Annotated in this window: 23 protein-coding genes; 7 read left to right on the top strand and 16 right to left on the bottom strand. The window is 72.9% G+C overall.

From position 1 onward, the window contains the following. Window positions 1-602: 602 nt before the first annotated feature. The gene (gene tyrS / locus ACFY4B_RS20855) at window positions 603-1,871 is read right to left on the bottom strand and encodes a tyrosine--tRNA ligase (protein ID WP_074002093.1); all 1,269 of its coding nucleotides are present in this window, start codon (window positions 1,869-1,871) and stop codon (window positions 603-605) included. A 292-nt stretch (window positions 1,872-2,163) separates the two neighbouring features. Between tyrS and ACFY4B_RS20860 the strand changes: the two genes are divergently transcribed. After that, complete coding sequence (locus tag ACFY4B_RS20860; protein WP_049659779.1) at window positions 2,164-2,694, top strand: HNH endonuclease; 531 nt, start codon at window positions 2,164-2,166, stop codon at window positions 2,692-2,694. Between the two features lie 47 nt (window positions 2,695-2,741). On the opposite strand, the gene ACFY4B_RS20865 is transcribed toward ACFY4B_RS20860, so the two are convergent. The 7 genes from ACFY4B_RS20865 to ACFY4B_RS20895 all read right to left on the bottom strand — a co-directional run bounded on the left by ACFY4B_RS20865 (window position 2,742) and on the right by ACFY4B_RS20895 (window position 8,911). Continuing rightward, a complete protein-coding gene (locus ACFY4B_RS20865) occupies window positions 2,742-4,742 on the bottom strand; it encodes a PQQ-binding-like beta-propeller repeat protein (RefSeq protein WP_387969760.1) in 2,001 nt (666 codons plus the stop codon). 123 nt (window positions 4,743-4,865) lie between these two features. Then, a complete protein-coding gene (locus ACFY4B_RS20870; protein WP_375877723.1) occupies window positions 4,866-5,171 on the bottom strand; it encodes a 4a-hydroxytetrahydrobiopterin dehydratase in 306 nt (101 codons plus the stop codon). 82 nt (window positions 5,172-5,253) lie between these two features. Continuing rightward, window positions 5,254-5,433: a DUF1272 domain-containing protein gene (locus ACFY4B_RS20875; protein WP_049652107.1), complete on the bottom strand. Its 180-nt coding sequence runs from the start codon at window positions 5,431-5,433 to the stop codon at window positions 5,254-5,256. A gap of 79 nt (window positions 5,434-5,512) precedes the next feature. After that, window positions 5,513-6,271: a sulfite exporter TauE/SafE family protein gene (locus tag ACFY4B_RS20880; protein ID WP_049652106.1), complete on the bottom strand. Its 759-nt coding sequence runs from the start codon at window positions 6,269-6,271 to the stop codon at window positions 5,513-5,515. A gap of 223 nt (window positions 6,272-6,494) precedes the next feature. Continuing rightward, window positions 6,495-7,556: an SPFH domain-containing protein gene (locus tag ACFY4B_RS20885; protein ID WP_387969763.1), complete on the bottom strand. Its 1,062-nt coding sequence runs from the start codon at window positions 7,554-7,556 to the stop codon at window positions 6,495-6,497. Window positions 7,557-7,566: 10 nt separating this feature from the next. After that, entirely contained in the window at window positions 7,567-7,989 is a 423-nt protein-coding gene (locus ACFY4B_RS20890; protein ID WP_049652104.1) for an NfeD family protein, read from the bottom strand. Between the two features lie 130 nt (window positions 7,990-8,119). Beyond that, window positions 8,120-8,911 (bottom strand): ABC transporter ATP-binding protein, encoded by a 792-nt coding sequence (locus ACFY4B_RS20895; RefSeq protein WP_049652103.1) that lies wholly within the window; start codon window positions 8,909-8,911, stop codon window positions 8,120-8,122. Window positions 8,912-9,061: 150 nt separating this feature from the next. Here ACFY4B_RS20895 and ACFY4B_RS20900 point away from each other — a divergent pair, with 150 nt between their 5' ends. After that, window positions 9,062-9,865: a hypothetical protein gene (locus ACFY4B_RS20900; protein WP_117490087.1), complete on the top strand. Its 804-nt coding sequence runs from the start codon at window positions 9,062-9,064 to the stop codon at window positions 9,863-9,865. Between the two features lie 22 nt (window positions 9,866-9,887). On the opposite strand, the gene ACFY4B_RS20905 is transcribed toward ACFY4B_RS20900, so the two are convergent. The 3 genes from ACFY4B_RS20905 to ACFY4B_RS20915 form a co-directional block, all read right to left on the bottom strand. Continuing rightward, window positions 9,888-10,544: a response regulator transcription factor gene (locus tag ACFY4B_RS20905; RefSeq protein ID WP_074001595.1), complete on the bottom strand. Its 657-nt coding sequence runs from the start codon at window positions 10,542-10,544 to the stop codon at window positions 9,888-9,890. After that, complete coding sequence (locus ACFY4B_RS20910; protein ID WP_049652110.1) at window positions 10,537-11,634, bottom strand: GAF domain-containing sensor histidine kinase; 1,098 nt, start codon at window positions 11,632-11,634, stop codon at window positions 10,537-10,539. Before ACFY4B_RS20910 ends, ACFY4B_RS20905 begins: the two co-directional genes overlap by 8 nt. A gap of 278 nt (window positions 11,635-11,912) precedes the next feature. Then, the gene (locus ACFY4B_RS20915) at window positions 11,913-14,528 is read right to left on the bottom strand and encodes an FHA domain-containing protein (RefSeq protein ID WP_380778759.1); all 2,616 of its coding nucleotides are present in this window, start codon (window positions 14,526-14,528) and stop codon (window positions 11,913-11,915) included. 221 nt (window positions 14,529-14,749) lie between these two features. Here ACFY4B_RS20915 and serB point away from each other — a divergent pair, with 221 nt between their 5' ends. Then, a complete protein-coding gene (serB, locus tag ACFY4B_RS20920) occupies window positions 14,750-16,006 on the top strand; it encodes a phosphoserine phosphatase SerB (RefSeq protein WP_049652099.1) in 1,257 nt (418 codons plus the stop codon). A gap of 109 nt (window positions 16,007-16,115) precedes the next feature. Here serB and ACFY4B_RS20925 read toward each other — a convergent pair whose 3' ends face one another. From ACFY4B_RS20925 to ACFY4B_RS20935, 3 genes are all read right to left on the bottom strand, one after another. Then, complete coding sequence (locus ACFY4B_RS20925) at window positions 16,116-16,643, bottom strand: histidine phosphatase family protein (protein WP_049652098.1); 528 nt, start codon at window positions 16,641-16,643, stop codon at window positions 16,116-16,118. A 123-nt stretch (window positions 16,644-16,766) separates the two neighbouring features. Continuing rightward, entirely contained in the window at window positions 16,767-16,889 is a 123-nt protein-coding gene (locus ACFY4B_RS20930; RefSeq protein WP_255357429.1) for an SGM_5486 family transporter-associated protein, read from the bottom strand. A 122-nt stretch (window positions 16,890-17,011) separates the two neighbouring features. Further along, the gene (locus ACFY4B_RS20935; RefSeq protein WP_387969968.1) at window positions 17,012-18,310 is read right to left on the bottom strand and encodes a CynX/NimT family MFS transporter; all 1,299 of its coding nucleotides are present in this window, start codon (window positions 18,308-18,310) and stop codon (window positions 17,012-17,014) included. Window positions 18,311-18,426: 116 nt separating this feature from the next. Here ACFY4B_RS20935 and ACFY4B_RS20940 point away from each other — a divergent pair, with 116 nt between their 5' ends. Beyond that, window positions 18,427-19,101 carry a FadR/GntR family transcriptional regulator gene (locus ACFY4B_RS20940; RefSeq protein WP_074001597.1) on the top strand — a complete coding sequence of 225 codons (675 nt, stop codon included), beginning with the start codon at window positions 18,427-18,429 and terminating at the stop codon, window positions 19,099-19,101. A gap of 79 nt (window positions 19,102-19,180) precedes the next feature. On the opposite strand, the gene fabI is transcribed toward ACFY4B_RS20940, so the two are convergent. After that, the gene (gene fabI / locus ACFY4B_RS20945; protein ID WP_049652095.1) at window positions 19,181-19,948 is read right to left on the bottom strand and encodes an enoyl-ACP reductase FabI; all 768 of its coding nucleotides are present in this window, start codon (window positions 19,946-19,948) and stop codon (window positions 19,181-19,183) included. Window positions 19,949-19,950: 2 nt separating this feature from the next. After that, window positions 19,951-20,670, bottom strand: coding sequence for a 3-oxoacyl-[acyl-carrier-protein] reductase (fabG, locus tag ACFY4B_RS20950; RefSeq protein ID WP_049652094.1), 720 nt, complete (start codon window positions 20,668-20,670; stop codon window positions 19,951-19,953). Between the two features lie 313 nt (window positions 20,671-20,983). On the opposite strand from fabG, the gene ACFY4B_RS20955 reads away from it, so the two are divergent. The 3 genes from ACFY4B_RS20955 (at window position 20,984) to ACFY4B_RS20965 (ending at window position 25,260) form a co-directional block, all read left to right on the top strand. After that, a complete protein-coding gene (locus ACFY4B_RS20955; protein WP_117490081.1) occupies window positions 20,984-22,129 on the top strand; it encodes an MBL fold metallo-hydrolase in 1,146 nt (381 codons plus the stop codon). A gap of 180 nt (window positions 22,130-22,309) precedes the next feature. Next, window positions 22,310-23,863 (top strand): TldD/PmbA family protein, encoded by a 1,554-nt coding sequence (locus ACFY4B_RS20960; protein WP_259316932.1) that lies wholly within the window; start codon window positions 22,310-22,312, stop codon window positions 23,861-23,863. Then, window positions 23,863-25,260, top strand: coding sequence for a metallopeptidase TldD-related protein (locus tag ACFY4B_RS20965; RefSeq protein ID WP_387969768.1), 1,398 nt, complete (start codon window positions 23,863-23,865; stop codon window positions 25,258-25,260). Before ACFY4B_RS20960 ends, ACFY4B_RS20965 begins: the two co-directional genes overlap by 1 nt.

The raw sequence follows: 25,260 nt of genomic DNA on the forward strand, positions 1-25,260 counted from the left end.
ACCCGCGTTGAGCGGCACGGCAACCACCGGAATAGGGCGGCCCCGCGCACTGCGTCCTCGCTAGTGTTTGTTTCAAAAGGAATCTCCAACCCCAGTCGCAATGACCGAGGCCGGGGATGTCAACATATCTGGCGTTGACTTTTGGCACGCTGTTGAGTTCTCAAGGAACGGACGCTTCCTTCGGACCGCCTTCCAGCGGACCCTCCGGGCTTCGTTCTTTCGTGTTTCCAGCTTATCAGACGTTTTCCGCTCCGTTTTCCGGAGTTTCATTCATCCGATTTCCCGAACTGGCCGGGTCCGCTTTTCGCGACGTCCACCACATTACCGCATTCCGAGTGTCACTCGAAATTCACACTCACCCGTAGACGGCAATGCCGACGAACCCATTTTCATGGGAATCAGAGTGGGAGTGGGTCTTGCTGAGTGGGGTGGCCGCTCCAGCGACTCGTTCAACACTAGGCCACCTGGACGACATCGTCAAACGTCGAGGGCCGGATCTGTCCAGATCCGGCCCTCGGGGCTCGAAGCCGCAGCTCAGAGCAGGTGTGCTTTCAGCCAAGCCTCAACCGGCAGCCTCCACCGGCCCGGCCGTCGACCGGCGGTCAGCCGGCGGCGACCAGCTCCGCCGCCGCCAGGTTCCGCTTGCCGCGCCGCAGCACCAGCCAGCGGCCGTGCAGCAGGTCGGCCTCGGTCGGCACCGCCTCCTCGTCCGTCACCTTGACGTTGTTGAGGTAGGCACCGCCCTCCTTGATCGTCCGGCGGGCGGCCGAACGGCTGGGCGACAGCCCGACGGCGACCAGCAGGTCGACCACCGTCTGCAGCTCGGACACCTCGGCCTTCGGGACCTCGGCCAGGGCGGCGGCCAGGGTCGGGGCCTCCAGGTCGGCGAGGTCGCCCTGGCCGAACAGCGCCTTGGACGCGGCGACCGCGCGCTCGTACTGCTCCGCGCCGTGCACCAGCGTGGTGAGCTCCTCGGCGAGGGCGCGCTGGGCGAGGCGGGCGGCCGGGCGCTCGGTGGTCTCGCGCTCCAGCTCCTCGACCTCCTCCTTCGAGCGGAAGCTGAAGATCCGCAGGAAGGTGGGGACGTCCCGGTCGTCCGCGTTCAGCCAGAACTGGTAGAAGGCGTACGGGGTGGTCAGCTCGGGGTCGAGCCAGACCGTGCCGGACTCGGTCTTGCCGAACTTGGTGCCGTCGGCCTTGACGATCAGCGGCGTGGCCAGCGCGTGGACGGACTTGCCGTCGGCCTTGCGGATCAGGTCCGTGCCGGCGGTCAGGTTGCCCCACTGGTCGCTGCCGCCGGTCTGCAGGGCGCAGCCGTAGCGGCGGTTCAGCTCCAGGTAGTCCATGCCCTGGAGGATCTGGTAGCTGAACTCGGTGTAGCTGATGCCCGCGTCGGAGTTGAGCCGTCGGGCGACGGCCTCCTTGGCGATCATGTTGTTGACCCGGAAGTACTTGCCCACGTCACGCAGCAGGCTGATCGCCGACATCCCGGACGTCCAGTCCAGGTTGTTGACCATGCGCGCCGCGTACGGGCCCTCGAAGTCGAGGAAGCGCGAGATCTGGCCGCGCAGGCGTTCGACCCAGCCGGCCACCGTCTCGGGGTCGTTGAGCACGCGCTCGGCGGTGGGCTTCGGGTCGCCGATCAGGCCCGTGGCGCCGCCGACCAGCCCGAGCGGGAGGTTCCCCGCCTGCTGGATGCGGCGCATGGTGAGGATCTGCACCAGGTTGCCGAGGTGCAGGCTGGGGGCCGTCGGGTCGAAGCCGCAATAGAACGTGACCGGGCCGTCCGCGAACGCCTTGCGCAGTGCGTCCTCGTCAGTGGAAAGGGCGATCAGCCCGCGCCACTGCAGCTCGTCGACGATGTCCGTCACGGTCACGCTTCTCCTTCGATCGGGCGTCCGACCAGTGCTGGCCCGGTTCGGTCGGGCTCCGGGTCGGTACGACTCCAGCCTGATAGAGCCTACGCGGTTCCGGCCAGCGAGTTTCCCCGAGGCACCCCTCCCGGTCGGCCGGTCCGCCGTCCCGGGCCCCTCCCCGATACCGGAAATTCCGTTGTTCGACGGCTACGGGCCCATTCAGAGTGGTTCCACCGCCGTGCGGCGGCAGTGACGTGTGTGGAGACGGTCGTGCCGCCGTGGCACGCCCGCGGGAAGGGTGTGCCGAGTGCGCAACACGCTGGTTCTGAACGCGAGCTACGAGCCCTTGACGACGGTGTCGCTCCAGCGCGCCGTCGTCCTGGTGCTCCAGGACAAGGCCGTGGTGGAGCAGGCGCATCCGCTGCGCTCGATCAGGGGGACGGGCATTGCCGTCCCGGTGCCGCGGGTGATCAGACTGCAACGGTACGTACGGGTGCCGTTCCGACAACAGGCTCCGTGGTCGCGGCGCGGCGTCCTGGCACGGGACCGGCACCTGTGCGCGTACTGCGGCCGGCGGGCCACCACGGTGGACCACCTCCAGCCCAGGTCGCGCGGTGGCGCCGACAGCTGGATGAACACCGTGGCCGCGTGCGCGGAGGACAACCAGCACAAGGCGGACCGCACGCCGGAGCAGGCCGGGATGAAGCTGCTGCGCCGCCCGTTCGAGCCGACGCCGCAGGCCAGCCTGATGCTGGCGCTCGGTCTGCGCGGCTCGGAGGTCCGGGACCTCGCCGACTGGCTGCCGGCCGTACCGGGCCGGCCCGTCTCCGCGGCGTAAGGCGGCGCGAGGAGGCGCAAGGAGGCCGGAAACCCGGGCGGAGGGCCTCAGTCCTTCGCCCGGTACCCCGCCGCCGTGCCGTAGTTGGTCGAGTGCTCGGGCACCACGACCACCTGCCCGCCGCCGATGAGCACCCGCCCGGAGATCAGCAGCGAGCCGGTGCCGGCCGGGAAGTTGCCCCCGGTCGCCTCCCGGCCGCCCGCCAGCGGGAACCGGCTGAGGCGGGCGGGCTGGTCGCGGCGTTCGTCGGCGGCGAGCACCAGCGACCCGCCGTCGATGCCGACCGCCCGGACGGCGCCCTTGGCGGCGGTCGGCGTCTTCCAGCGCTGCTTGCCGGTGTCCAGGTCGTAGCCGACCGCGGCCACCGGCCCGCCGCCGTTCGGCGGGGCCAGGGTGGTGACCATCGTGCGGCCCTCGAAGTACACCTCGGGAGTGGCCGAAAACGTACCGTGGGCGACGTCCAGCCGGCCGCCGTCGACGGCCACCGGGATCTCGGCGGCCGGGTCGCCGCCCGCGCCCCAGGCGAACACCCGGTCGTCCTCGGGCTTCCCGCCGGTGGTGAGGACCACGGACGGCTCGGCCGACAGCACGGTCACCGTCTTCGGCTGGTTGTTCAGGCCCCGCCACCAGCCGACCTTGCCGTCCGCGGTGTTCAGCGCGACGGCCTGGTCGGCGGGGGTCGAGTCGGCGCAGGAGGAGGCGACGAGCACGGTCCTGCCGCTGACGCCGCCGGACAGGGTGCAGAACTTGCCCTGCCCGGTGTACTGCCAGACGTCCTTCCCGTCGGCGGACTCCCAGGCCAGCACCCGGTCGTCGCCGACGGCGATCACCTTGTCCTCGGTGACGCCGACCCGGGCCGAGTAGGCGCCCTTGGCGTCCGAGAGGCTCTTGGTCCAGACGGTCTTGCCGGTCTTGGTGTCCACGGCGGCCACCAGCGTGCAGGGGCTCTTCGGATCGGCCTGCGGACGGAACAGGGCCGCGCCCAGGCCCGCCGGGTTCACCCCCGCCGACAGCCCGCACGGGACGGCCCCGGCGGCCGGCGGCTCTACCGACCAGGTCGCCTTGCCGCCCGCCCGGTCGTACGCGTGCACCCCCGAGCCGTCGGCCCGGACCACCGCGTCGGCCAGCAGCCAGCCGCCGATCAGCGTGTCGTCGCCCCCGGACGGACCGGCCGCGGCCGGCTGCGCGGCCCACACCCGGTCGTGCGCCACCGCGAAGCCCGGCTCGCCGCCGCTGCTCGCCGCCGCGCTGCCGCCGCCCTCGGCGCCGACCATCAGCCCGGCCGCCACCAGCACTCCCAGCGCGGCCACCCCGGCGCCGGTCCGCACCAGCAGGGCCTTGCGGCTGGGCATGTGCTCCCCGGTCAGCACCGCGTCGGCGGCCTTCCGGGCCTTGGCGGAGAGCGAGGAGCCGGAGCCCTCACCCGTGCCGGAACCGCCGCCGCCCCCTCGACGGGCCGCGGCCCTCGACCGCGGGGCCGGCTCGGCCTGCGGCTCGGGGGTCCGCACCGGAGTGGTCGCCGCGGGCTCCTCGGGGACGGGCGCCGGCCCGGCCTCCTCGATGTGCACGTAGCCGTCCGCCGAGTACTCCGCCCCCGCCGGGACGTACAGCCCCTCGTCGGCGGGCTGCTGCGGGGTCGCGTACGGCGCGTAGGGCTGGTGCGGCTGCGCGTGGTCCGGGTACTGCGGGTACGGCTGGTACTGCTCCTGGCCGCCGTACGGGTCCTGGACGTAACCGCCCTGGACGTAGCCGCCCTGGACGTAGCCGGTCGGGCCGACACCGCTCTGCTCGTAACCGGCCTGGTCGTACCCGCTCTGGTCGTAGCCGGTGGGCCCGTAACCGCCCTGGCCGGACTGCGTCTGCTGCTGCCCGTACTCGGCCGAGCCGTAGCCCTGCTGCGACGGCCACTGCGACGGCTGCTGCGGCACCTGCTGAGCTGTCTGCTGCTGCTCGGCGTACCCGCCGTACCCACCGCTCTGCCAGTCCGGGTGGCTCTGGGGCGGCCACGGCTGCCGGTCGTGGGCGTCTCCGAAGGGCTCCTGCGCCATCCGTTCCGTCCCTCCCGAGCCCCGCCCGCCTGCCGATGCGGCAGTCAGCATCTCACGCCCGCCCGGGGGCGCGGCCCGGGCCCTCGCCCGTACCGTCCCGGGCCGGCCGGTCCTGCGGCGGCGTCAGGAGGCCGACTCGGCGCGCAGGGCCTCGTCGATCCGGGCGGCGAGGGTGAAGTCCAGCCCGGTGAGGCCGCCGGCGCTGTGGGTGGACAGGACGAAGCGCAGGGTGCGCCAGCGGATGTCGATGTCGGGGTGGTGGTCGAGCGCCTCGGCCTGCTCGGCGACGGCGACGACCACCCGGACCGCCGCCGGGAAGTCCGGGGCGTCGGCGGTACGGGCGATGCTGTCGCCCTCCCGCGTCCACCGGGGCAGCGCCGCCAGGGCCGCCGTGATCTCGTCCTCGTTCAGCCGTGCCCTGCTGCTCATCGCCGCGCTCCTGCTGGATGGTCGGTCCGGGGTGCCGGAGTTCCGGCGCGTCCGGGTTTCCGGGACGTCCGGGGTTCCGGTGTCAGGCGGCCTTCCGGCGCGGACGGGTCACCAGCTCGCCGCCGCAGTTGGGGCAGCCGCCGGCCATGGCCTCGGTGCAGTCCGGGCAGAAGGTGCACTCGTAGGAACATATCGAGGCGCCGCCGTCCGCGGTCAGCGACACCGCGCAGCGCTCGCAGCTCTCACGCATCTCCAGGGCCATGGCGTACTCCTCCGACGTTCCGATGTTCCGACGTTCCGATGCTCCGACACCCTGCCGGGCCCGACGGCCTGACGGTCATTCAGCTCAACAGCAGCTTGGCGACGGCCACGAGGCCGACCACCACGATGACCCCGCGCAGCGCCGTCGGCGGGAGGCGGCGGCCGACCTTGGCGCCGACCAGGCCGCCGACCAGCGAGCCCGCCGCGATCAGACCGGCGGCGGTCCAGTTCACCGTCGAGGTGAAGAGGAAGAAGAGCGCGGCGACGGCGTTGACGATCATCGCCAGGGCGTTCTTCACCGCGTTGATCCGCTGGAGGTCCTCCTGGAGCAGCATGCCCATCAGGGCCATCAGCAGCACACCCTGCGCGGCGCCGAAGTAGCCGCCGTAGATGCCGGTCAGGAACACCCCGACCAGCAGGACCGGACTGCCGTCCGGATCGCCGCCGGGGCGGCGGCGGGCGGCGACGGCCTTGGCCACCCGGGGCTGGATCACCACCAGCACGAGTGCGAGCAGGATCAGCACCGGGACGATCGCGTCGAAGGCCCCGCTCGGCAGCCTGGTCAGCAGCAGCGCGCCGACCAGCCCGCCGAGCAGCGAGGCGGTGCCCAGGCGCAGCACCCGGCGGCCCTGGTCGGCCAGTTCGCGGCGGTACCCGATCACGCCGCTGAGCGAGCCGGGGACCAGGCCGAAGGTGTTGGAGACGTTGGCGGTGACCGGCGGGAGGCCCACGGCGAGCAGGACCGGGAAGGTGATCAGGGTGCCGGAGCCGACGATGACGTTGATCATCCCGGCGCCGACGCCGGCCACCAGGACGGCGATCGACTCCCAGAGCGTCATGGGTCACCTCTCCTCTCGGTCCTGTCCGAGGGGATCATGCCGGACGGCCCCGCGGCTCTACCAGACCCGCCCACGATTCGGGACGCACCTCACAACGTGCGCGCGCTCCACCGCCGCCGCACAAGGCCGAGGGCCCGCCGCCTCTCGGCAGCGGGCCCTCGACGGAACTCGGTCCGACCGGCCACTCCGGCTCGGTCACTCCGATCCGGTCATTCCGGGTCGGTCACTCCGGGTCGATCTTCGGGTACTCCCGGGCCGGGTCCACCCGGGGACGGGCGGCGCCCTTCTCGGTGTCCACCGGCCGCGGGCCGGAGGCCGGGTCCAGCGGCACCTGGGTGGCCGCCGGGGCCGCCGGGGCCGCCGGGGCCACCTGCGGAACGGTGGGCGCCGCGACCGCGCCACCGTTCATCCCGCCGGTCAGGCCGCCGAAGGCGCCGCCGAGGCCCTTGAGCGCGTCGCCGACCTCGCTGGGGATGATCCAGAGCTTGTTGGAGTCGCCCTTGGCCAGCTCGGGCAGCGTCTGGAGGTACTGGTAGGCGAGCAGCTTCTGGTCGGCGTCGCCGTCGTGGATGGCCTCGAAGACCGTCCGGATCGCGGCCGCCTCACCGTCGGCGCGCAGGACCGCGGCCTGTGCCTCACCCTCGGCGCGGAGCACGTCGGCCTGCTTCTCACCCTCGGCCTTGAGGATCTGGGCCTGGCGCTGGCCTTCGGCGGTGAGGATCGCGGCGCGCTTGTCACGGTCGGCGCGCATCTGCTTCTCCATCGAGTCCTGGATGGAGGTCGGCGGCTCGATCGCCTTCAGCTCGACGCGGTTGACCCGGATGCCCCACTTGCCGGTGGCCTCGTCCAGGACGCCGCGCAGACCGGCGTTGATGACCTCGCGCGAGGTCAGGGTGGACTCCAGGTCCATCGAGCCGATGATGTTGCGCAGCGTGGTGACGGTCAGCTGCTCGATCGCCTGGATGTAGCTGGCGACCTCGTACGTCGCGGCCCTGGGGTCGGTCACCTGGTAGTAGATGACGGTGTCGATGTTGACGACCAGGTTGTCCTGGGTGATCACCGGCTGCGGCGGGAACGGCACGACCTGCTCGCGCAGGTCGATCCGGTTGCGGACCCGGTCGATGAACGGGACGACGATGTTCAGCCCTGCGTTGAGCGTCCGGGTGTAGCGGCCGAAGCGCTCCACGATCGCGGCGCTGGCCTGCGGGATGACCTGGATCGTCTTGATCAGCGCGATGAAGGCCACCACGACCAGGACGACCAAAACGATAAGGACGGGTTCCACGGACTCTCCCCTAGACGACCAGGGCGGTCGCGCCCTGGATTTCGACGACGTCGACCTGTTGTCCAGGCTGGTACACCTGGCCCGGGTGGAGCGCGCGGGCCGACCAGATCTCGCCGTTCAGCTTGATCCTCCCGCCCTCCCCGTCGACGGTTTCCGCGACGACCGCGGTGGCGCCCTGGAGCGCCTCGATGCCCATCTTGACCTGCGGCCCGCTACGGAGCTGCCGGTAGGCGATCGGGCGGACGAAGACCACCAGGGCGACCGAGACGGCGACGAAGGTCACGGTCTCGAGGACCACTCCCCCGCCCAGCGCGGCCACGCCGGAGGCGGCCAGCGCCCCGACCGCGAACATGGCGAACTCCGGCATCGCGGTGAGCACCAGCGGTATGCCGAGCCCTGCGGCGGCCAGGAGCCACCAGATCCAGCTGTCCACATGTCCATCCTAGGGAGCGAAGGCCTTCGAAGCGGACAGTTCCCGCAGGTCGAGGGGCGGAAACCGGTCGCGCGTGCGACCGGTTCCCGACGGCCGTCCGGATGAACGACAGGAACGGGCGGACGGGGCCTCAGCCCAGCGGCAGACCCTGCGCCGACCAGCGGTCTCCGTGCCGCTCCAGGGTCAGCGGCAGGCCGAAGCACTTGGAGAGGTTGCGGGCGGTCAGCTCGGTGTCGATCGGGCCGGCCGTGAGCACCTTGCCCTGACGGATCATCAGGACGTGGGTGAAGCCGGGCGCGATCTCCTCGACGTGGTGGGTGACCATCGCCATCGCCGGGGCGAACTCGTCCTGGGCGAGCGCGCCGAGCCGGCGGACCAGGTCCTCGCGGCCGCCGAGGTCCAGGCCGGCGGCGGGCTCGTCGAGCAGCAGCAGCTCGGGGTCGGTCATCAGGGCGCGGGCGATCAGGGTGCGCTTGCGCTCGCCCTCGGAGAGGGTGCCGAACTTCCGGTCGGTGAGGTTGGCCATGCCGAGGCGGTCGAGCAGGGCCAGGGCGCGGGACTCGTCCGACTGCTCGTAGGTCTCCTGCCAGGTGACCGTCATGCCGTACGCGGCGGTGAGGACGGTCTGCAGCACGGTCTGCTCGGCCGGCAGCTTGTCGAACATGGCGGCGCCGGCCAGACCGATCCGGGAGCGCAGCTCGAAGACGTCGATCTCGCCGAGCTTCTCGCCCAGCACCGTGACCTTGCCCGAGGTCGGGAACAGGTACGAGGAGGCGATCTGCAACAGCGTGGTCTTGCCGGCGCCGTTCGGTCCCAGGATGACCCAGCGCTCGCCCTCGGAGATGGACCACGAGACCTGGTCGACCAGCGCGCGCCCCTCCCGGACCACGGATACGTCAACCAGCTCCAGCACGTCGCTCATGCCTATGCCTTCCCCAAAAAACAAGATTCTCGGCCGTCGGTGCGGGCGGCGAGCCTACTCCGGCAGCCGGTGGGCACGGGGTGGGTGCGCCGCACACGCATGGGCAAACCTACGCCACGCGGATGACCGGCGATTCCGTAGGCTGGCCGGATGCTCGTGACTCCAGCCGACAATCCGTACGAAGAGCCCCGTTCGGGGCGGCTCACCGCATGGGGCAACGCCCAGCTGGCGGGCCTGGTGCCGCCGGACGACGCCGCCGCGGCCGTCCTGGGCGCCGACGAGCGCCACCGGGTCACCGGCCTGCCCGGCGACGGGCCCGGCGAGCAGCACGGGCTGACCTGGGCACTGGGGCGGCTGCGGGTGCTCGGCGTGAAGGGCCTGCGCCTCGCGCTGCCCTCGGCCGGGCACCCGCTCGGACTGACCGGCCCGAAGGCCTTCAACGAGCAGGCCATGCGGGCCGGCGAGGCCGTCCTGGCCGTCGGCGCACCGCTCGGGCTGGTGCCGGAGGTGGAGGAGTACGGGCCGGCCGGCGACCGCTCGGCCACCGTGCTGTGGCGCTGCCATGAGGTCAACGACACACCTCCGGCGGACGTCCCGTCGCTCCACGAGGCCGAGCGCGAGCTGGCGGAGGGGCTGCGGGAGGCGACCGTCCTGCTCACCCGTCTCGACGTGGCCGGTGCCGGGCCCGAGGCCCTGCGCGCCCTCGACGCCTACCGCCGACGCGGCCACAGCGAGCCGCTGGCCCCCGGCTATCCGCCCCGGGCCGTCCGCGTCCTGGAGTCGGCCCGCCAGGTGTCCGCCCTGCTCGCCATCGCCTCCGGCGGGCACGGCGCCGCCGTCAGCGCCTCCGAGATGGCGGCCCGGCAGTCCGCCCTGGCCCCGCTGCGGCGCACCGCCCGGCGCGCCCAGGTGGCCGCCTACAACGCCCTCGTCGACGAGCGGGACGACCGCTGAGCGGAGGGGCACCCCCGGCGCGCTACGCCTCGCGGGTCTCGCCGTGGCGGACGGCCCAGAGTGCCGCCTGGGTGCGGTCGGCCAGGTCCAGCTTCATGAGGATGTTGGACACGTGGGTCTTCACGGTCTTCTCCGACAGGTGGAGGCTGCGGGCGATCTCCCGGTTGGAGCGGCCGTCGGCGATGTGGCCGAGCACCTCGCGCTCGCGCTCGGTGAGCGTGCCGCCGCGGCCCTGGGGGGCGCGCGGGCCGTCGTCGGAGAGCAGGGCGGCGGCCAGTTCGGGCTGGAGCAGGACGTGGCCGGCGTGCACCGAGCGGATCGCGCCGGCCAGCGCCTCCGGGTCGACGTCCTTGTAGACGTACCCGGCGGCGCCGGCCCGCAGCGCGGGGACCATCGTGCGGTGCTCGGTGAAGCTGGTGACGATCAGGATCCGGGCCCGGCTGCCCTCCCCCTTGAGGGTGCGCAGCGCCTCGATGCCGTCGACGCCGGGCATCTTGAGGTCCATCAGGACGACGTCGGGGTCGAGTTCACGGGCCCGTTCGACGCCCTCCGCCCCGTCGGCGGCCTCCCCGACCACCTCGATGTCGTCCTGGACCTCCAGGAAGGTGCGCAGCCCGCGCCGGACGACCTGGTGGTCGTCGACCAGCAGGACGCGGATCGACGGTGTGCTCTCAGGCACCGGGGACCTCCATCTCGACGAGCGTCCCCCGACCGGGGGCCGACTCCAGGGTGAGCGTGCCGCCGACGGCGGCCGCGCGGTCGCGCATCGAGGCCAGGCCGAGGTGGCGGCCGGCCCGTCGGACGGACTCCGGGTCGAAGCCGCGCCCGTCGTCGTGCACCCGCAGCACGGCGCCGCGCGCGGGCGTCCCGGCCAGGGTGACGGTGACCCGGCGGGCGCCGGAGTGGCGCAGCGCGTTGTGCAGCGCCTCCTGGGCGACCCTCAGCAGCGCGGCCTCCTGGGCGGGCGGCAGCGCCCGGACGCCGTCGGCGGCGAAGGCGACGTCGGCGGTGTGCGCCCGGTCGAGGACCTGCACCTGGGAGGCGAGGGTGGCGCTGAGCCCGTCCTCCTCCAGGGCGGCGGGGCGCAGCTCCACGACGACGGCGCGCAGTTCGTCGGCGGCCTCGGCGGCCAGCCGGGCGACCTCGGCGAGTTCGGCGCGGGCCCGGGCCGGGTCGCGGTCGACGAGCTTGGCGGCCGCCTTGGCCGTGAGGCGGAGCGAGAAGAGCTTCTGCGAGACGGCGTCGTGCAGGTCGTGGGCGATCCGGGCCCGCTCGCCGGCCAGCGTGAGCTCGCGGCTGCGCTCGTACAGCCGGGCGTTGGACAGGGCGAGGCCGGCGTGCGCGGCGAGGATCCGCAGCAGTTCCTCGTCGTGGTCGGTGAACTGGCCGCCGCCGCGCTTGTTGGCGAGGAAGATGACGCCCATCACCTGCGGCTCGTCCTCGGCCGCGTCGGTGTCCAGGATCGGCATGCCGAGGAAGGCGTCCATGTCGGGGTGGGCCTCGGGCCACCCCTCGAAGGCGGGCGCCTTGCGGACGTCCACCAGCCGGGTGGGGCCGGTCTCGTGCAGCATCGCGGCGAGCACGCCGTGCTGCCGGGGCAGCGGGCCGATCGCCCGCCACTGCTCGTCGGTGACGCCGTCGACGACGAACTGGGCGAAGCCGCCGTGGTCGTCGGGCACGCCGAGGGCGGCGTACTCGGCGCCGAGCAGGCCGCGGGCGGAGGCGGTGATGCGGCGCAGCACCTCGCGGACCTCCAGGTGCCGGCTCATGGCGAGCAGCGCCTGGCTGACGGCCTCGATCCCGGCCAGGCACGGTTCGCAGGCGGGCAGCGGGCCGTGGTGGGCCGCGTGGTCTCCGGTGGTGCTGGGCATACGGTCAAACTACCGCCGCCGTGACGGCCGCCGCGTCCGTCCCCGGCCGCCCCGGGCCCGGGTCCGGGGACCTAGGACCCGCGCCCCGGGAGGGCCCGTCCGGAAACGCGGAGGGGCGGCCCTCCCGGGTGGGAGGACCGCCCCTCGGACTGCCGTCCGAGACGTCGGGGAAGGGGTCAGCCCTTCTGCATGACCTCGGGCTCGTGCCGGCGCTGGAGCCGGGTGACGAGGACGCCGATGACGACCGAGATGGCCACCAGCACGCCCGCGTCGATCGCCCACTGGGCGACGCTGTGCTTCCAGAGCGGGTCGTAGTTGGGGTTCTGGAAGTCCTTGTTCCAGGGGCCCATGAGCGTGGACAGGTCCAGCGTGGTGGACACGATGCCGGTGCCCCAGCGGGCCGGCATCAGCCAGGCGACCTGCTCCAGGCCGGGCTTGCTGAAGATCTGGAAGAGGCAGCCGGTGAAGACGACCTGGACGATGGCGAACATGACCAGCAGCGGCATGGTCTTCTCGGCGGTCTTCACCAGCGCGGAGATCATCAGGCCGAACATCATCGCGGCGAAGCTGAGCAGGATCATGCCGACGGTCATCTCGACGATCGGCAGGTTCTTGACGAGCAGGCCGTGCTCGGGGAGCTTGCGCGGCAGGAAGCCGACGGCGGAGATGATCGCGCCCTGGATCACGCTGAAGAAGCCCAGCACGATGATCTTGGACATCATGTACGCCGAGCGGGAGAGCCCGGTGGCCCGTTCCCGTTCGTAGATCGCCCGTTCCTTGATCAGCTCGCGGACCGAGTTGGCCGCTCCGGAGAAGCAGGCGCCGATCGCCAGGATCAGCAGGATCGTCGCGGCCCCGTTGTTGAGGTGGAGCTGGGTGTTCGGGTTGGGCGCGAGCCCGGGTTCGTTGGGGATCAGCACGCTGACCGCGCCGATCACCGCGGGCAGCAGCACCGACAGGGCCAGGAAGCCGCGGTCCGAGGCGAGCACCGACATGTAGCGGCGCATCAGGGTCCACAGCTGCGAGCCCCAGCTCTGCGGCTTGGGCGGCTTGACGGCCTCCTGGGCGACCTGGACGTGCTGCACCTCGCCCGCCTCGACGGTCGGGGCGGAGTACTGCTGGTAGTGCACCGAACCGCGGTAGCGGCCGGCCCAGTCGTGGTCCGGGTAGTTCTCGAAGGCCTGGAAGACGTCCGCCCAGGTCTCGTACCCGAAGAAGTGCAGCGCCTCGTCCGGCGGGCCGAAGTAGGCCACCGAGCCGCCCGGCGCCATCACCAGCAGCCGGTCGCAGAGCGCGAGTTCGGCCACCGAGTGGGTGACGACCAGGATCGTGCGGCCGTCGTCGGCCAGGCCGCGCAGCATCTGCATGACCTCGCGGTCCATGCCCGGGTCGAGGCCCGAGGTGGGCTCGTCCAGGAAGATCAGCGAGGGCTTGGTGAGCAGCTCCAGGGCGACCGAGACGCGCTTCTGCTGGCCGCCGGAGAGCGCGGTGATCTTGTTGTCGGCGCGCTTGTCGAGACGCAGCTCGTACAGCACCTCGTCGATCCGGGCCTCGCGCTCCTTCGCCTCGGTGTCCCCGGGGAAGCGCAGCCGGGCCGCGTACTTGAGGCCCTTCCGGACGGTGAGCTCGCGGTGCAGGATCTCGGACTGCGGCACCAGGCCGATGCGCGAGCGGAGTTCGGCGAACTGCTTGTAGAGGTTGCGGCCGTCGTACAGCACCTCGCCGCGGTCGGCCGGGCGGTAGCCGGTGAGGGCGCGCAGCAGGGTCGACTTGCCGGAGCCGGACGGGCCGATGACGGCCACCAGGGACTTCTCCGGGACGCCGAAGCTGACGTCGTCGAGCAGGACCTTCTTGCCGCCCTTGTGGTCGACCTCGACGGTCAGGTGGCGGGCGGAGAAGGAGACGGCGCCGGTGTCGACGAACTCCTGCAGCTGGTCGCCGACCAGGACGAAGCCGGAGTGGCCGACCGTCAGCCGGTCCTGCGGGCCCATCAGCTGACGCTGCACCCGCTGGCCGTTGAGGAAGATGCCGTTGTGGCTGCCGAGGTCGACGATCTCGTAGCGGCCGTCCGGGAGCTGGCGCAGCTCGGCGTGGTGGCGGGAGACCTGGAGGTCGGACACCACGATGTCGTTATCGAGCGCGCGGCCGATCCGGACGGTGCGCATCGCCGAGGTCAGGTTGCGGATGATGGTCGGCTGCGGCCCGCCGTCGTGCGGCGGGGGCGGGAAGCCCTGCTGCGGGAAGCCGCCGTGCTGGGGCTGGGGCTGCTGCTGCGGGGCCGGCCGGTCCTGCGGCGGCGCGTACTGCTGCTGCGGGAACGGCGGCTGGGCCTGCTGCTGGCCGGGCCAGGCCTGCTGCGGCTGCTGCTGGTACGGGTCGTGCTGCGGCCAGCCCTGCTGCGGGGCGGGCTGCTGGGGCGTGGGCACCGGGCCGCGGCTGGTGGCGGCCTCGTGCATCGGGGTGGCCTGCGGGGCCGCGGCGTGCGGGGCGGCGGCCTGCGCGGGCGCGGAGAAGCCGAGCCGGGGGCCGTTCTCCGGGTTGCCCAGGTTCACCACGGCGCCGGGGAACAGCTGGGCCTGGAGGGTGCGGGCGCCGGCCACGTACGTTCCGTTGGTGCTGCCGTGGTCGTCCAGCTGCCAACCGCTGCCGTTGAAGCCGATGGTCCCGTGCTGCCAGGAGACCCTCGCGTCGTCGAACGTGAAGTCCGACTGCGGGTTTCGCCCGATGGTGTAGGACCGCCCGGGCTCCAGAGTCCGCTGCTGTCCGTTGATCTCGATGACGAGTTGCGGCACTGCTCGCCTGCCCCGCTCTCTCGGTTCCCCCGAATTGTGGCCCCGGCCGGGGCCGCGATGTTCCTGTGACTGCCGGGGGAATCATTCCAGCCCTCCGACCGCCGGTGAAAGTCGGCCCGGGCGACTGTGACCAGGCTGCTACCGAGCCCGGACCTGCGGCGTCCCGCGAGGTGGGACGGGTGCTCCCGGGGCCTCGGGCGCCCGGTAGCGTGGGAGGCACCATGAACGCATCGCCCCTGGCCGCTGAGCCCCTCCCCGCCGCCCAGCACCGGACCGCGGACGAGCGCACCCTGCTCGTCAAGGTGTTCGGCAAGGACCGTCCCGGCATCACCGCCGGCCTCTTCACGACGCTGGCCGGTTTCGGCGTCGACGTCATCGACATCGAGCAGGTCGTCACCCGTGGGCGCATCACGCTGTGCGCCCTGGTCACCCCGCCCACCGCACCCGGCGCCGAGGGCGGGCTGCGGGCCACCGTCCACCGCTGGGCCGACGAGCAGAAGCTCCAGGCCGAGATCCTCTCCGGCATCGGTGACAACCGGCCGCGCCGTGAGGGCCGTTCGCACGTCACGGTGCTCGGCAACCCGCTGACCGCCGCCGCCGTCTCCGCGCTCACCTCCCGGATCACCGCCTCGGACGGCAACATCGACCGTGTCTTCCGGCTCGCCAAGTACCCGGTGACGGCGGTCGAGCTGGCCGTCTCCGGTGTGGCCACCGACGAGCTGCGGGCCGCGCTGGCCCAGGAGGCGGCCACCCAGCGGGTGGACGTCGCGGTGGTCGCCGCCGGGCTGGAGCGCCGGGCCAAGCGCCTGGTGGTCATGGACGTGGACTCCACGCTCATCCAGGACGAGGTGATCGAGCTGTTCGCCGCCCACGCGGGCTGCGAGGAGGAGGTCGCCGCGGTGACGGCGGCGGCGATGCGCGGGGAGCTGGACTTCGCCGAGTCGCTGCGGGCCCGGGTGGCGCTGCTGGCCGGGCTGGACGCCTCGGTGACCGAGAAGGTGCGCGCCGAGGTCCGCTTCACGCCGGGCGCGCGCACCCTGATCCGTACGCTCCAGCGCCTCGGCTACCAGGTCGCGGTGGTGTCCGGCGGCTTCACCCAGGTCACCGACCACCTGGTGGAGCAGCTGGGGCTGGACTTCGCGGCCGCGAACACCCTGGAGGTGGTGGACGGCCGGTTCACCGGCCGGGTGGTCGGCGAGATCGTGGACCGGGCGGGCAAGGCCCGCTGGCTGGCCCGCTTCGCCGAGCAGGCGAAGGTGCCGCTGGAGCAGACGGTGGCGATCGGCGACGGCGCCAACGACCTGGACATGCTGAACGCGGCTGGCCTCGGGGTGGCGTTCAACGCCAAGCCGGTGGTGCGGGAGGCCGCCGACACCGCGGTGAACGTGCCGTTCCTGGACACCGTGCTGTACCTGCTGGGCATCACCCGCGAGGAGGTCGAGGCCGCCGACGCGCTGCACGGCACCCCGACCGAGTAGGGCCCGCCCGGCGGCCGATGGAGTGAGGCGGCCGCCCGGAGAGGGCCTGTGGACGTACCAGAGGGGCGCGCGGATTCGATCCGCGCGCCCCTCGTGTACGGTCCCGCGGTCAGTCCTGCGGCGTGTGGTACGAGACCAGCTGGGCCACGCCCGGCTCGACGCCCTTCCAGGAGCCGCTGAAGCTGAGCACCGCGACCGCCGCCGTCGGGAAGCCCCCGAGGCGCAGCCGCTCCAGCGCGTCCGGATCGCCCGCGTCCCCGGCCAGCACCTGGGTCAGCCCCAGCACGCCCGGGTTGTGGCCGACCAGCACCACGTCCGCGTACTCCTCCGGGGTCTCCTGGAGGACGGCGATGATCTCCCCGGGGCTGGCTTCGTAGACCCGCTCCTCGTACACCGTCCGGAGCGGCCGCTGCGGCAGTTCGTGCACCGCCAGCTTCCAGGTCTCGCGGGCGCGCAGCGCGGTCGAGCAGAGCACGTAGTCGGGGCTGATGCCGGAGTCGACCAGCCAGCGGCCGGCGTCCGGGGCCTGGTGACGGCCCCGGTCGGCCAGCGGCCGGTCGTGGTCGTCCACGCCGTTCGGCCAGTCGGCCTTGGCATGGCGGAGAACGATGATCCTGCGGGGCGTGTCGGCGCTCATACCCAGCAAGCTTGGCAGAAAAGCGGCCCGGCGGCGCGATGCCCCGGGATGCCGCCACTCCGAGGGACGACCCGTGTCACCATGCCCCGTTCACCGGGGCGTCAGCCGGCGTACGGCCGTCCGTCAGCCCATCGTGGCGGCGACGGTGGCGATGATCGACACCAGCACCGCGATGGCGGCGAAGGCGAGGGCGATGCGGCCGAGCTGCTTGCGGCCGTCGGTGGGGTTGGGATCGAGAACGGGCATGTCCGGAAGTCTCCCACTCCGAACACGCCCGCCGTCCGCCGACCCCGCCCCCTTGGCCGGGTCTTGACCCGCCCGTCGGGGCCCGGCCCTCCCCGCGCGTCCTCACACCCCCGGCGGGGGCGTCACGCCGCGGCCCGCTCCGCCGGGTGCACCGCCTCGTCCTCGATGTGCCGGGCCCGCGCCGCGCGCAGGCCGAACAGCATCTGCGGCACCAGCAGCAGCGACAGGAAGCCCAGCGGCCAGTACCACTCGCCGGTGGCCCCGTAGAGCCAGCCGACCAGGATCGGGCCCGGGATGGACACCAGGTAGCCGATGCCCTGGGCGAAGGCGGAGAGCTGCGCGACCCCGCCCGCGGACCGGGCCCGCAGTCCGATCATGGTCAGCACCAGCGGGAAGGCGCAGTTGGACAGGCCCAGCAGGACCGCCCAGAGCCAGGCGCCCCCGGCCGGGGCGATCGCCAGACCGGCGTACCCGGCGATGCCGCAGCAGGCCAGCAGCACCACGAACAGCCGCTGGTCGCCGCGGCGGGCGGCCAGGTTGGGCAGCACGAAGGAGACCGGCACGCCGATCACCATGGTGACCGCGAGCAGCACGCCGGTGGTGCCCTCGCCGATGCCGGCGTCCTGGAAGATCTGCGACATCCAGCCCATGACCACGTACGCGCCGGTGGCCTGGAGGCCGAAGTACCCGGCCAGCGCCCAGGCGGTCCGGCTGCGGGTGATCGGCAGCCGGACGGGGGCGGCGGCGCCGCCGGCCCGCTCGCCGCGCTCCCGCTTGGCGATCAGCACGAACAGCCAGAGCACCAGGGCGAGCGCCCCCAGGACGGCCCAGACGCCCAGGCCGTAGCGCCAGTCGCCGCCGAGCGACTTGGTCAGCGGCACGGCGACGGCGGCGGCCAGCGCGGTGCCGGCGGACAGCGCCATCGAGTAGAGGCCGATCATCGGCCCGACCCGGTCCGGGAAGTACCGCTTGATCACCACCGGCAGCAGCACGTTGGAGACCGCCACCCCGGCCAGGGCGAGGGCGGTGAGCAGCAGGAACACGGCGGTGCCGCCGGCGAACGAGCGGGCCAGCACGCCCGCCGTGATGGCGCCCATGCCCGCCGTGACGACCGCGATCGGACCGATCCGACGGGCCGCCGCGGGCGCGGCGAAGCCGAACAGCCCGAAGCAGAGCGACGGGACGGCGGTGAGCAGCCCGGCGAGCGTCGGGTTCATCCCGAGGTCGTCGCGGACCTGCTTGAGCAGCGGCCCGAGGCTGGTGACCACGGGGCGCAGGTTGAAGGCGGCGGCGGCGATCGCGACGGCGAACAGCACGCCGAGGTACTTGGCGGAGCCGGAGGCGGCGGGCCGCTCTTCGGTCGGCGGCCGGCTCTCGGTCCGGGAGGAAGCGGTGGTGTCTGCTGCGGGCATAGAGAGCATCATAGAATGATGGGATGAATTGATGCACCTTGGAATTGGCATGATGTGCCGACCGTTCATCCACCGGCCACCTCCCACCCAGGCCCCACCCGAGCCGTAGCCGCAAGGAGTCCCCCGTGGCGCTGTCCTCGCCGAGGCGCACCCCGCTGTCCGACCAGGTGATCGCACAGCTGCGTGCCCAGATCACTTCCGGGGAGTGGCCGGTCGGCTCGCGCATCCCCACCGAGGCCGCCCTGGTCGAACAGCTCGGCGTCGCCCGCAACACCGTCCGCGAGGCCGTCCGCGCCCTCGCCCACAACGGGCTGCTCGACATCCGCCAGGGCTCCGGCACGTACGTGCTGGCCACCAGCGAGCTGGCCGGCGTGATGCACCGCCGCTTCGCCGACGCCGGCCAGGACCAGGTCGCCGAGCTGCGGGCGGCCCTGGAGACCTCGGCCGCGGGCCTCGCCGCCCACCGCCGCACCCCGCGCGACCTGGAGCTCCTGGACGGCGCCCTGGCCCGCCGGGAGGCCGCCTGGCACTCCGGCGACGCCGAGGACTTCGTCCAGGCCGACGCCGCCTTCCACCAGGCCGTGGTGGCCGCCGCCCACAACGACGTCCTGCTCGCCGTCTACGCCGACCTCGGCGAGGTCACCCGCGAGCACCTGCGGCACGACGTCGGCCCCGAGCTGATCGCCGAGCGCTACATCGGCCACCACACCATCCTGGAGGCCATCCGGGACGGCGACGCCCAGCGCGCCTCCGTCGAGGCCGGCCGCGCCATCGGCGCCTGCGGCACCGCGGACGTCTGACCGCGCCGGCGTCCACCCGGAACGCCGCTGCCCGGCACCCCCGCGAGGGAGGGCCGGGCAGCGGCGTACGGGCGGAGCGTCAGGCGCCGATGGCGTGCAGACCGCCGTCGACGTGGATGATCTCGCCAGTGGTCTTCGGGAACCAGTCCGACAGCAGCGCGACGATGCCGCGGCCGGCCGGCTCCGGGTCGCTCAGGTCCCACTTCAGCGGGGAGCGGTGGTTCCAGGTGTCGGCCAGGTCGCCGAAGCCCGGGATGGACTTGGCGGCCATCGAGCCGATCGGACCGGCCGAGATCAGGTTGCAGCGGATGTCCCGGTCGCCCAGGTAGCGCGCCAGGTAGCGGTTGGTCGACTCCAGGGCGGCCTTGGCCGGGCCCATCCAGTCGTACTGCGGCCAGGCGTACTGCGCGTCGAAGGTCAGGCCGACCACCGAACCGCCGTCCTGCATCAGCGGCAGCAGCGCCGTGGTCAGCGACTTCAGCGAGTACGCCGAGACGTGCATCGCGGTGGCCACGGACTCCCACGGGGTGTCCAGGAAGTTGCCGCCCAGCGCGTCCTGCGGGGCGAAGCCGATCGAGTGGACGATGCCGTCCAGGGTCGGCAGGTGCTCGCGGACCTGGTCGGCGATGCCGGCCAGCTGCTCCGGGTTGGAGACGTCCAGCTCCAGCACCTTGACCGGCTTCGGCAGCTTCCGGGCGATCCGCTCGGTCAGGCTCGGGCGCGGGAAGGCGGTGAGGATGATCTCCGCGCCCTGCTCCTGCGCGAGCTTGGCGGTGTGGAAGGCGATGGAGGACTCCATCAGCACACCGGTGATCAGGATCCGCTTGCCTTCGAGGATTCCACTCATGATCAGTGACCCATGCCCAATCCGCCGTCGACGGGAATGACGGCTCCAGTGATGTACGCGGCCTCGTCCGACCCGAGGAACCGCACGGTGGAGGCGACCTCGGCGGGCGCCGCGTAGCGGCCCAGCGGCACGCCCGCGACGATCTCCGCGCGGCGCTCGTCACTGAGCACGGCGGTCATGTCGGTGTCGACGAAGCCGGGGGCGACCACGTTGACGGTGATGTTGCGCGGGCCGAGCTCGCGCGCCAGCGACCGGGCGAAGCCGACCAGGCCGGCCTTGGAGGCGGCGTAGTTGGCCTGGCCCGGGGAGCCGGACAGGCCCACCACGGACGAGATCAGCACGACGCGGCCCTTCCTGGCGCGCATCATCAGCTTGGACGCGCGCTTGACCACCCGGAAGGTGCCGGTCAGGTTGGTGTCCACGACGGAGGTGAAGTCCTCCTCGGACATGCGCAGCATCAGCGTGTCCTTGGTGATGCCCGCGTTGGCGACCAGCACCTCGACCGCACCGTGCTTCTGCTCGATCTCGGTGAAGGCGGCGTCGACCTGCCCGGCGTCCGTGATGTCGCAGCGCACCGCGAGGACGTCGTACTTGGCCAGCGCCTCGGGCACCTCGCCCGAGCGGCTGGTGATGGCCACCTTGTCGCCCGCTTCGGCGAAGGCCTGGGCGATCGCGAGGCCGATGCCCCGGTTTCCTCCGGTGACGAGAACCGAGCGGCTCAACGATCCACCTCTCTCCGTGAGTGAGCGCGTACGTCGGAATGCGTACGCAGTGTGACGCTATCGGGCGGTCGGCGACGGCGGCGCATCGGTCTCCCACAGCGCCGCCCCGGCGGATCTGTCGCAATCCGACAATCCGTACCCGTCCGTGCCGTCCCGGCGACGGAGACCGCCCAGGCCCGGGCGCTGCCCGGATCGGGGCGACTGTACGGGAACAACACGGGCGGGCGCACCCGTTGCCCCCGTGGTGCGGGGCCGGCCCGGGACCGGCCGTACCGATCCCCGACCATCCCGGCGAGCGACGAAGGCAGAGCGGATGACCAAGGCACGGCCCGGGAGCACCCACCGACGCGGACGACTGCTGGCCCTCACCGCCCTGGCGGCCGGCCTGGGCGCGACCGCCTGGTCGCTGCGCGACCTGCCGGCGGCGTTCGGGCGACGGCCGGACGGCGAGCGCGAGGAGCGGGTGCGCAACTCCCCGCAGTACCGCGACGGCGTCTTCCACAACGCGCCCTCCGCGCTCGCCCGCGCCACCGGCGCCCCCGGCTTCGACGGCGCCACCGCCCGCCGGATGCTGTTCGAGCGGGCCGGCCGCGTCCCCGCCCACCCGGTGCCGACCGTCCGCCCCGCCACCCCGCCCGGGCCGGCCGCCGAGGGCGTGGAGGTCACCTGGTACGGGCACGCCTCCGCGCTGGTGGAGATCGAGGGCTTCCGGGTGCTGCTCGACCCGGTCTGGAGCGACCGCTGCTCCCCTGCCGCGCACGTCGGCCCCAAGCGGCTGCACCCGGTGCCGGTCGGGCTGGAGGAGCTGCCCCAGGTCGACGCGGTGCTGATCTCGCACGACCACTACGACCACCTGGACATGGCGACGGTCAAGCGCCTGGTGCGCAGCCAGTCCGCGCCCTTCGCGGTGCCGCTCGGCATCGGCGCCCACCTGCGCCGCTGGGGCGTCCCCGAGCACCGGATCATCGAGCTGGACTGGGACGAGACCTGCACCCTGGGCGACCTGGTGCTCACCCTGACCGCGGCGCACCACTTCTCCGGCCGCGGGCTGACCCGCAACACCACCCTGTGGGGCTCCTGGGTGATCGCCGGCCCGAACCGCAAGGTCTTCTACACCGGCGACTCCGGCTACTTCGAGGGCTACGCCCGGATCGGCGCGCAGCACGGCCCCTTCGACGCCGCGCTGGTCCAGATCGGCGCCTACGACGCGGCCTGGGCGGACATCCACATGACCCCCGAGGACGCCGTCCTCGCGCACCGGGACCTGACCGCCGGCCTGCTGGTGCCGGTCCACTGGTGCACCTTCAACCTGGGCCTGCACCCGTGGGCCGAGCCGATCGAACGGCTGGTGAAGGCCGCCAAGGAGCAGGCCGTCCCGCTGGCCGTGCCGCGCCCCGGCGAGCGGGTCGACGTCGACAACCCGCCGGAGCTGGACGGCTGGTGGGAGACCGTCGGCTGACGGCCCGGGCCCGAGGGCCGCGGAGCCGGGCACCGGAGGCCCGACCGGACGGTCCCTCACTGCGGCGCACCGGTCGAAATGCGCTGGCCGGAAACCCGGTGGACGGGAAATGATGCGGTGCGGGCGCCCCTGTGGCGCCGCACCGCCACCCTCCGCGACCTGGGAGCCCGATTGCCTCCGATCCCTCCGGCCGATCGCTCCGGTGCCCCGCACGGGCGCGCCGTCGACCCGGCGTTCCTCGCCCTGCCGCTGCGGCCCCTCGCCGACGCCGCCCTCGCCCGCGCCCGCGAACTGGGCGCGAGCCACGCCGACTTCCGCCTGGAGCGGATCCGCAGCGCCTCCTGGCGGCTGCGCGACGCGCGTCCGGCCGGCACCTCCGACAGCGTGCAGCTCGGTTTCGCCGTCCGGGTGGTGCTGGACGGCGCCTGGGGCTTCGCCGCCGGTGTCGACCTCACCCCCGACGCGGCGGCCCGGGTCGCCGAGCAGGCCGTCGCGGTGGCCCGCCTCTCCGGCGGGATCAGCCGGGCGGCCGGCTCCACCGAGCGGGTCGAGCTGGCCGGCGAGCCGGTCCACCGGGACGTCACCTGGGTCTCCGCGTACGAGGTCAACCCCTTCGAGGTGCCGGACGCCGAGAAGACCGCGCTGCTCGCCGAGCGCAGCTCCCGGCTGCTGGCCGCCGAGGGCGTCTCGCACGTCCAGGCGGCCCTGCGGACCGTCCAGGAGAACAAGTTCTACGCGGACACCGCCGGCACGGTGACCACCCAGCAGCGGATCCGGGTGCACTCCGACCTGGAGGCCACCTCGGTCGACGAGCGCACCGGCGCCTTCGACTCGATGACGACCCTGGCCCCGCCGGTCGGCCGCGGCTACGAGTACGTCACCGGCACCGGCTGGGACTGGGACGCCGAACTCGCCGAACTGCCCGTCCTGCTGGCCGAGAAGATGCGGGCCCCGAGCGTCGAGGCCGGCCGCTACGACCTAGTGATCGACCCGACCAACCTCTGGCTGACCATCCACGAGTCGATCGGCCACGCCACCGAACTGGACCGCGCGCTCGGCTACGAGGCCGCCTACGCCGGCACCTCCTTCGCCACCTTCGACCAGCTCGGCTCGCTGAAGTACGGCTCCGAGCTGATGCACGTCACCGGCGACCGCACCGCCGAGCACGGCCTGTCCACCATCGGCTACGACGACGAGGGCGTGGCCACCCAGTCCTGGGACCTGGTCAGGGACGGCGTCCTGGTCGGCTACCAGCTCGACCGCCGCATCGCCGCGTTGAAGGGCTTCGAGCGCTCCAACGGCTGCGCCTTCGCCGACTCCCCCGCGCACGTCCCGGTGCAGCGGATGGCCAACGTCTCGCTCCGGCCGGCCGCCGACGGCCCGGACACCGCGGGCCTGGTCGGCCAGGTCGAGAACGGCCTCTACATCGTCGGCGACCGTTCCTGGTCGATCGACCAGCAGAGGTACAACTTCCAGTTCACCGGGCAGCGCGCCTACGCCATCAAGGACGGCGAACTCGCGGGCCAGGTCAAGGACTTCGCCTACCAGGCCACCACCACCGACTTCTGGGGCTCGATGGCGGCGGTCGGCGGCCCGCAGACCTACTTCCTCGGCGGCGCCTTCAACTGCGGCAAGGCGCAGCCCGGTCAGATCGCGGCGGTCAGCCACGGCTGCCCGTCGGCGCTGTTCCGCAACGTCAACGTGCTCAACACCCAGCAGGAGGCGGGTCACTGATGACCGCGAAGCAGCCCCACGAACTCGTCGAGCTGGCGCTCGGCCTCTCCCGCGCCGACGGCTGCGTGGTGATCGCCGACGAGGAGTCCACCGCCAACCTGCGCTGGGCCGGCAACGCCCTGACCACCAACGGCGTCACCCGCGGCCGCCGCCTCACCGTGATCGCCACCGTGGCCGGCTCCGAGGGCACCGCCTCCGGCGTGGTCTCCCGCGAGGCCGTCACCGCGGCGGAGGTGGAGGGCCTGGTACGGGCCGCCGAGGAGGCCGCCCGCGCGGCCGGACCGGCCGAGGACGCCCAGCCGCTGATCGCCGGCGGGCCCTCCTCGCCGGACTTCACCGAGCCGCCCGCGCTGACCTCCATCGAGGTGTTCGACGCCTTCGGCCCGGCCCTCGGCGAGGCCTTCGCCCGCGCCGCGGCCCAGGGCCAGCTCCTGTACGGCTTCGCCCGGCACGAGATGACCTCCAGCTACCTGGGCAGCTCCACCGGCCTGCGGCTGCGCCACGACCAGCCCACCGGCATGGTCGAGATCAACGCCAAGACCGCCGACCTCTCCAGCTCCGCCTGGGTGGGCGCCTCCACCCGGGACTTCGCCGACGTCGACGTCGCCGGCCTGCACACCGAGCTGACCAGGCGGCTCGGCTGGGGCGCCCGCAAGGTGGACCTGCCCGCCGGGCGGTACGAGGCGCTGCTGCCGCCCTCGGCCGTCGCCGACCTGCTGATCGTCCTCAACTGGTCCTCCGGCGGCCGGGACGCCCGGGAGGGCCGGACGGTCTTCTCCAAGCCCGGCGGAGGCACCCGGATCGGCGACAAGCTCAGCGCCCTGCCGCTGACCCTGCGCTCCGACCCGCGCGCACCCGGCCTGGAGGCCGCGCCGTTCGTGCTCACCCACTCCTCCGGCGGGGACTACTCGGTCTTCGACAACGGCCAGCCGATCACCGCCACCGAGTGGATCCGCGAGGGCGTGCTGAACGACCTGGTCACCACCCGCCAGGCGGCCGCCCTCACCGGCCTGCCGCTGCGCCCGGCGATCGACAACCTCGTACTGGAGACGGCCGACCAGGAGTCCGCGCCGACGCTGGACGAGATGATCGCCCGCACCGAGCGCGGCCTGCTGCTCACCTGCCTCTGGTACATCCGCGAGGTGGACCCGGCGACGCTGCTGCTCACCGGGCTCACCCGGGACGGCGTCTACCTGGTGGAGAACGGCGAGGTCGTCGGCGAGGTCAACAACTTCCGGTTCAACGAGTCCCCGGTGGACCTGCTGAACCGGATCACCGAGGTGGGCCGCACCGAACGCTGCCTGCCCCGCGAGTGGAGCGACAACGTCACCCGCACCGCGATGCCACCCGTGCGTGTCACGGACTTCAACATGAGTTCGGTCAGCCAGGCCTCTTAG

The organism is Kitasatospora sp. NPDC001261 (assembly GCF_042896795.1).
GTDB lineage: Bacteria > Actinomycetota > Actinomycetes > Streptomycetales > Streptomycetaceae > Kitasatospora.

Excerpts from the sequence above, each read along its gene's own strand:
- ACFY4B_RS20875 (WP_049652107.1), bottom strand. The coding sequence starts at position 5,433 with ATGGCCCTGGAGATGCGTGAGAGCTGCGAGCGCTGCGCGGTGTCGCTG.
- ACFY4B_RS20925 (WP_049652098.1), bottom strand. The coding sequence starts at position 16,643 with ATGAGCGCCGACACGCCCCGCAGGATCATCGTTCTCCGCCATGCCAAG.
- ACFY4B_RS20955 (WP_117490081.1), top strand. The coding sequence starts at position 20,984 with ATGACCAAGGCACGGCCCGGGAGCACCCACCGACGCGGACGACTGCTG.
- ACFY4B_RS20910 (WP_049652110.1), bottom strand. The coding sequence starts at position 11,634 with ATGAGCCGGCACCTGGAGGTCCGCGAGGTGCTGCGCCGCATCACCGCC.
- ACFY4B_RS20965 (WP_387969768.1), top strand. The coding sequence starts at position 23,863 with ATGACCGCGAAGCAGCCCCACGAACTCGTCGAGCTGGCGCTCGGCCTC.
- fabI (WP_049652095.1), bottom strand. The coding sequence starts at position 19,948 with ATGAGTGGAATCCTCGAAGGCAAGCGGATCCTGATCACCGGTGTGCTG.
- ACFY4B_RS20870 (WP_375877723.1), bottom strand. The coding sequence starts at position 5,171 with ATGAGCAGCAGGGCACGGCTGAACGAGGACGAGATCACGGCGGCCCTG.
- ACFY4B_RS20895 (WP_049652103.1), bottom strand. The coding sequence starts at position 8,911 with ATGAGCGACGTGCTGGAGCTGGTTGACGTATCCGTGGTCCGGGAGGGG.
- ACFY4B_RS20880 (WP_049652106.1), bottom strand. The coding sequence starts at position 6,271 with ATGACGCTCTGGGAGTCGATCGCCGTCCTGGTGGCCGGCGTCGGCGCC.
- ACFY4B_RS20930 (WP_255357429.1), bottom strand. The coding sequence starts at position 16,889 with ATGCCCGTTCTCGATCCCAACCCCACCGACGGCCGCAAGCAGCTCGGC.
- ACFY4B_RS20935 (WP_387969968.1), bottom strand. The coding sequence starts at position 18,310 with ATGCTCTCTATGCCCGCAGCAGACACCACCGCTTCCTCCCGGACCGAG.
- serB (WP_049652099.1), top strand. The coding sequence starts at position 14,750 with ATGAACGCATCGCCCCTGGCCGCTGAGCCCCTCCCCGCCGCCCAGCAC.
- ACFY4B_RS20900 (WP_117490087.1), top strand. The coding sequence starts at position 9,062 with ATGCTCGTGACTCCAGCCGACAATCCGTACGAAGAGCCCCGTTCGGGG.
- ACFY4B_RS20865 (WP_387969760.1), bottom strand. The coding sequence starts at position 4,742 with ATGGCGCAGGAGCCCTTCGGAGACGCCCACGACCGGCAGCCGTGGCCG.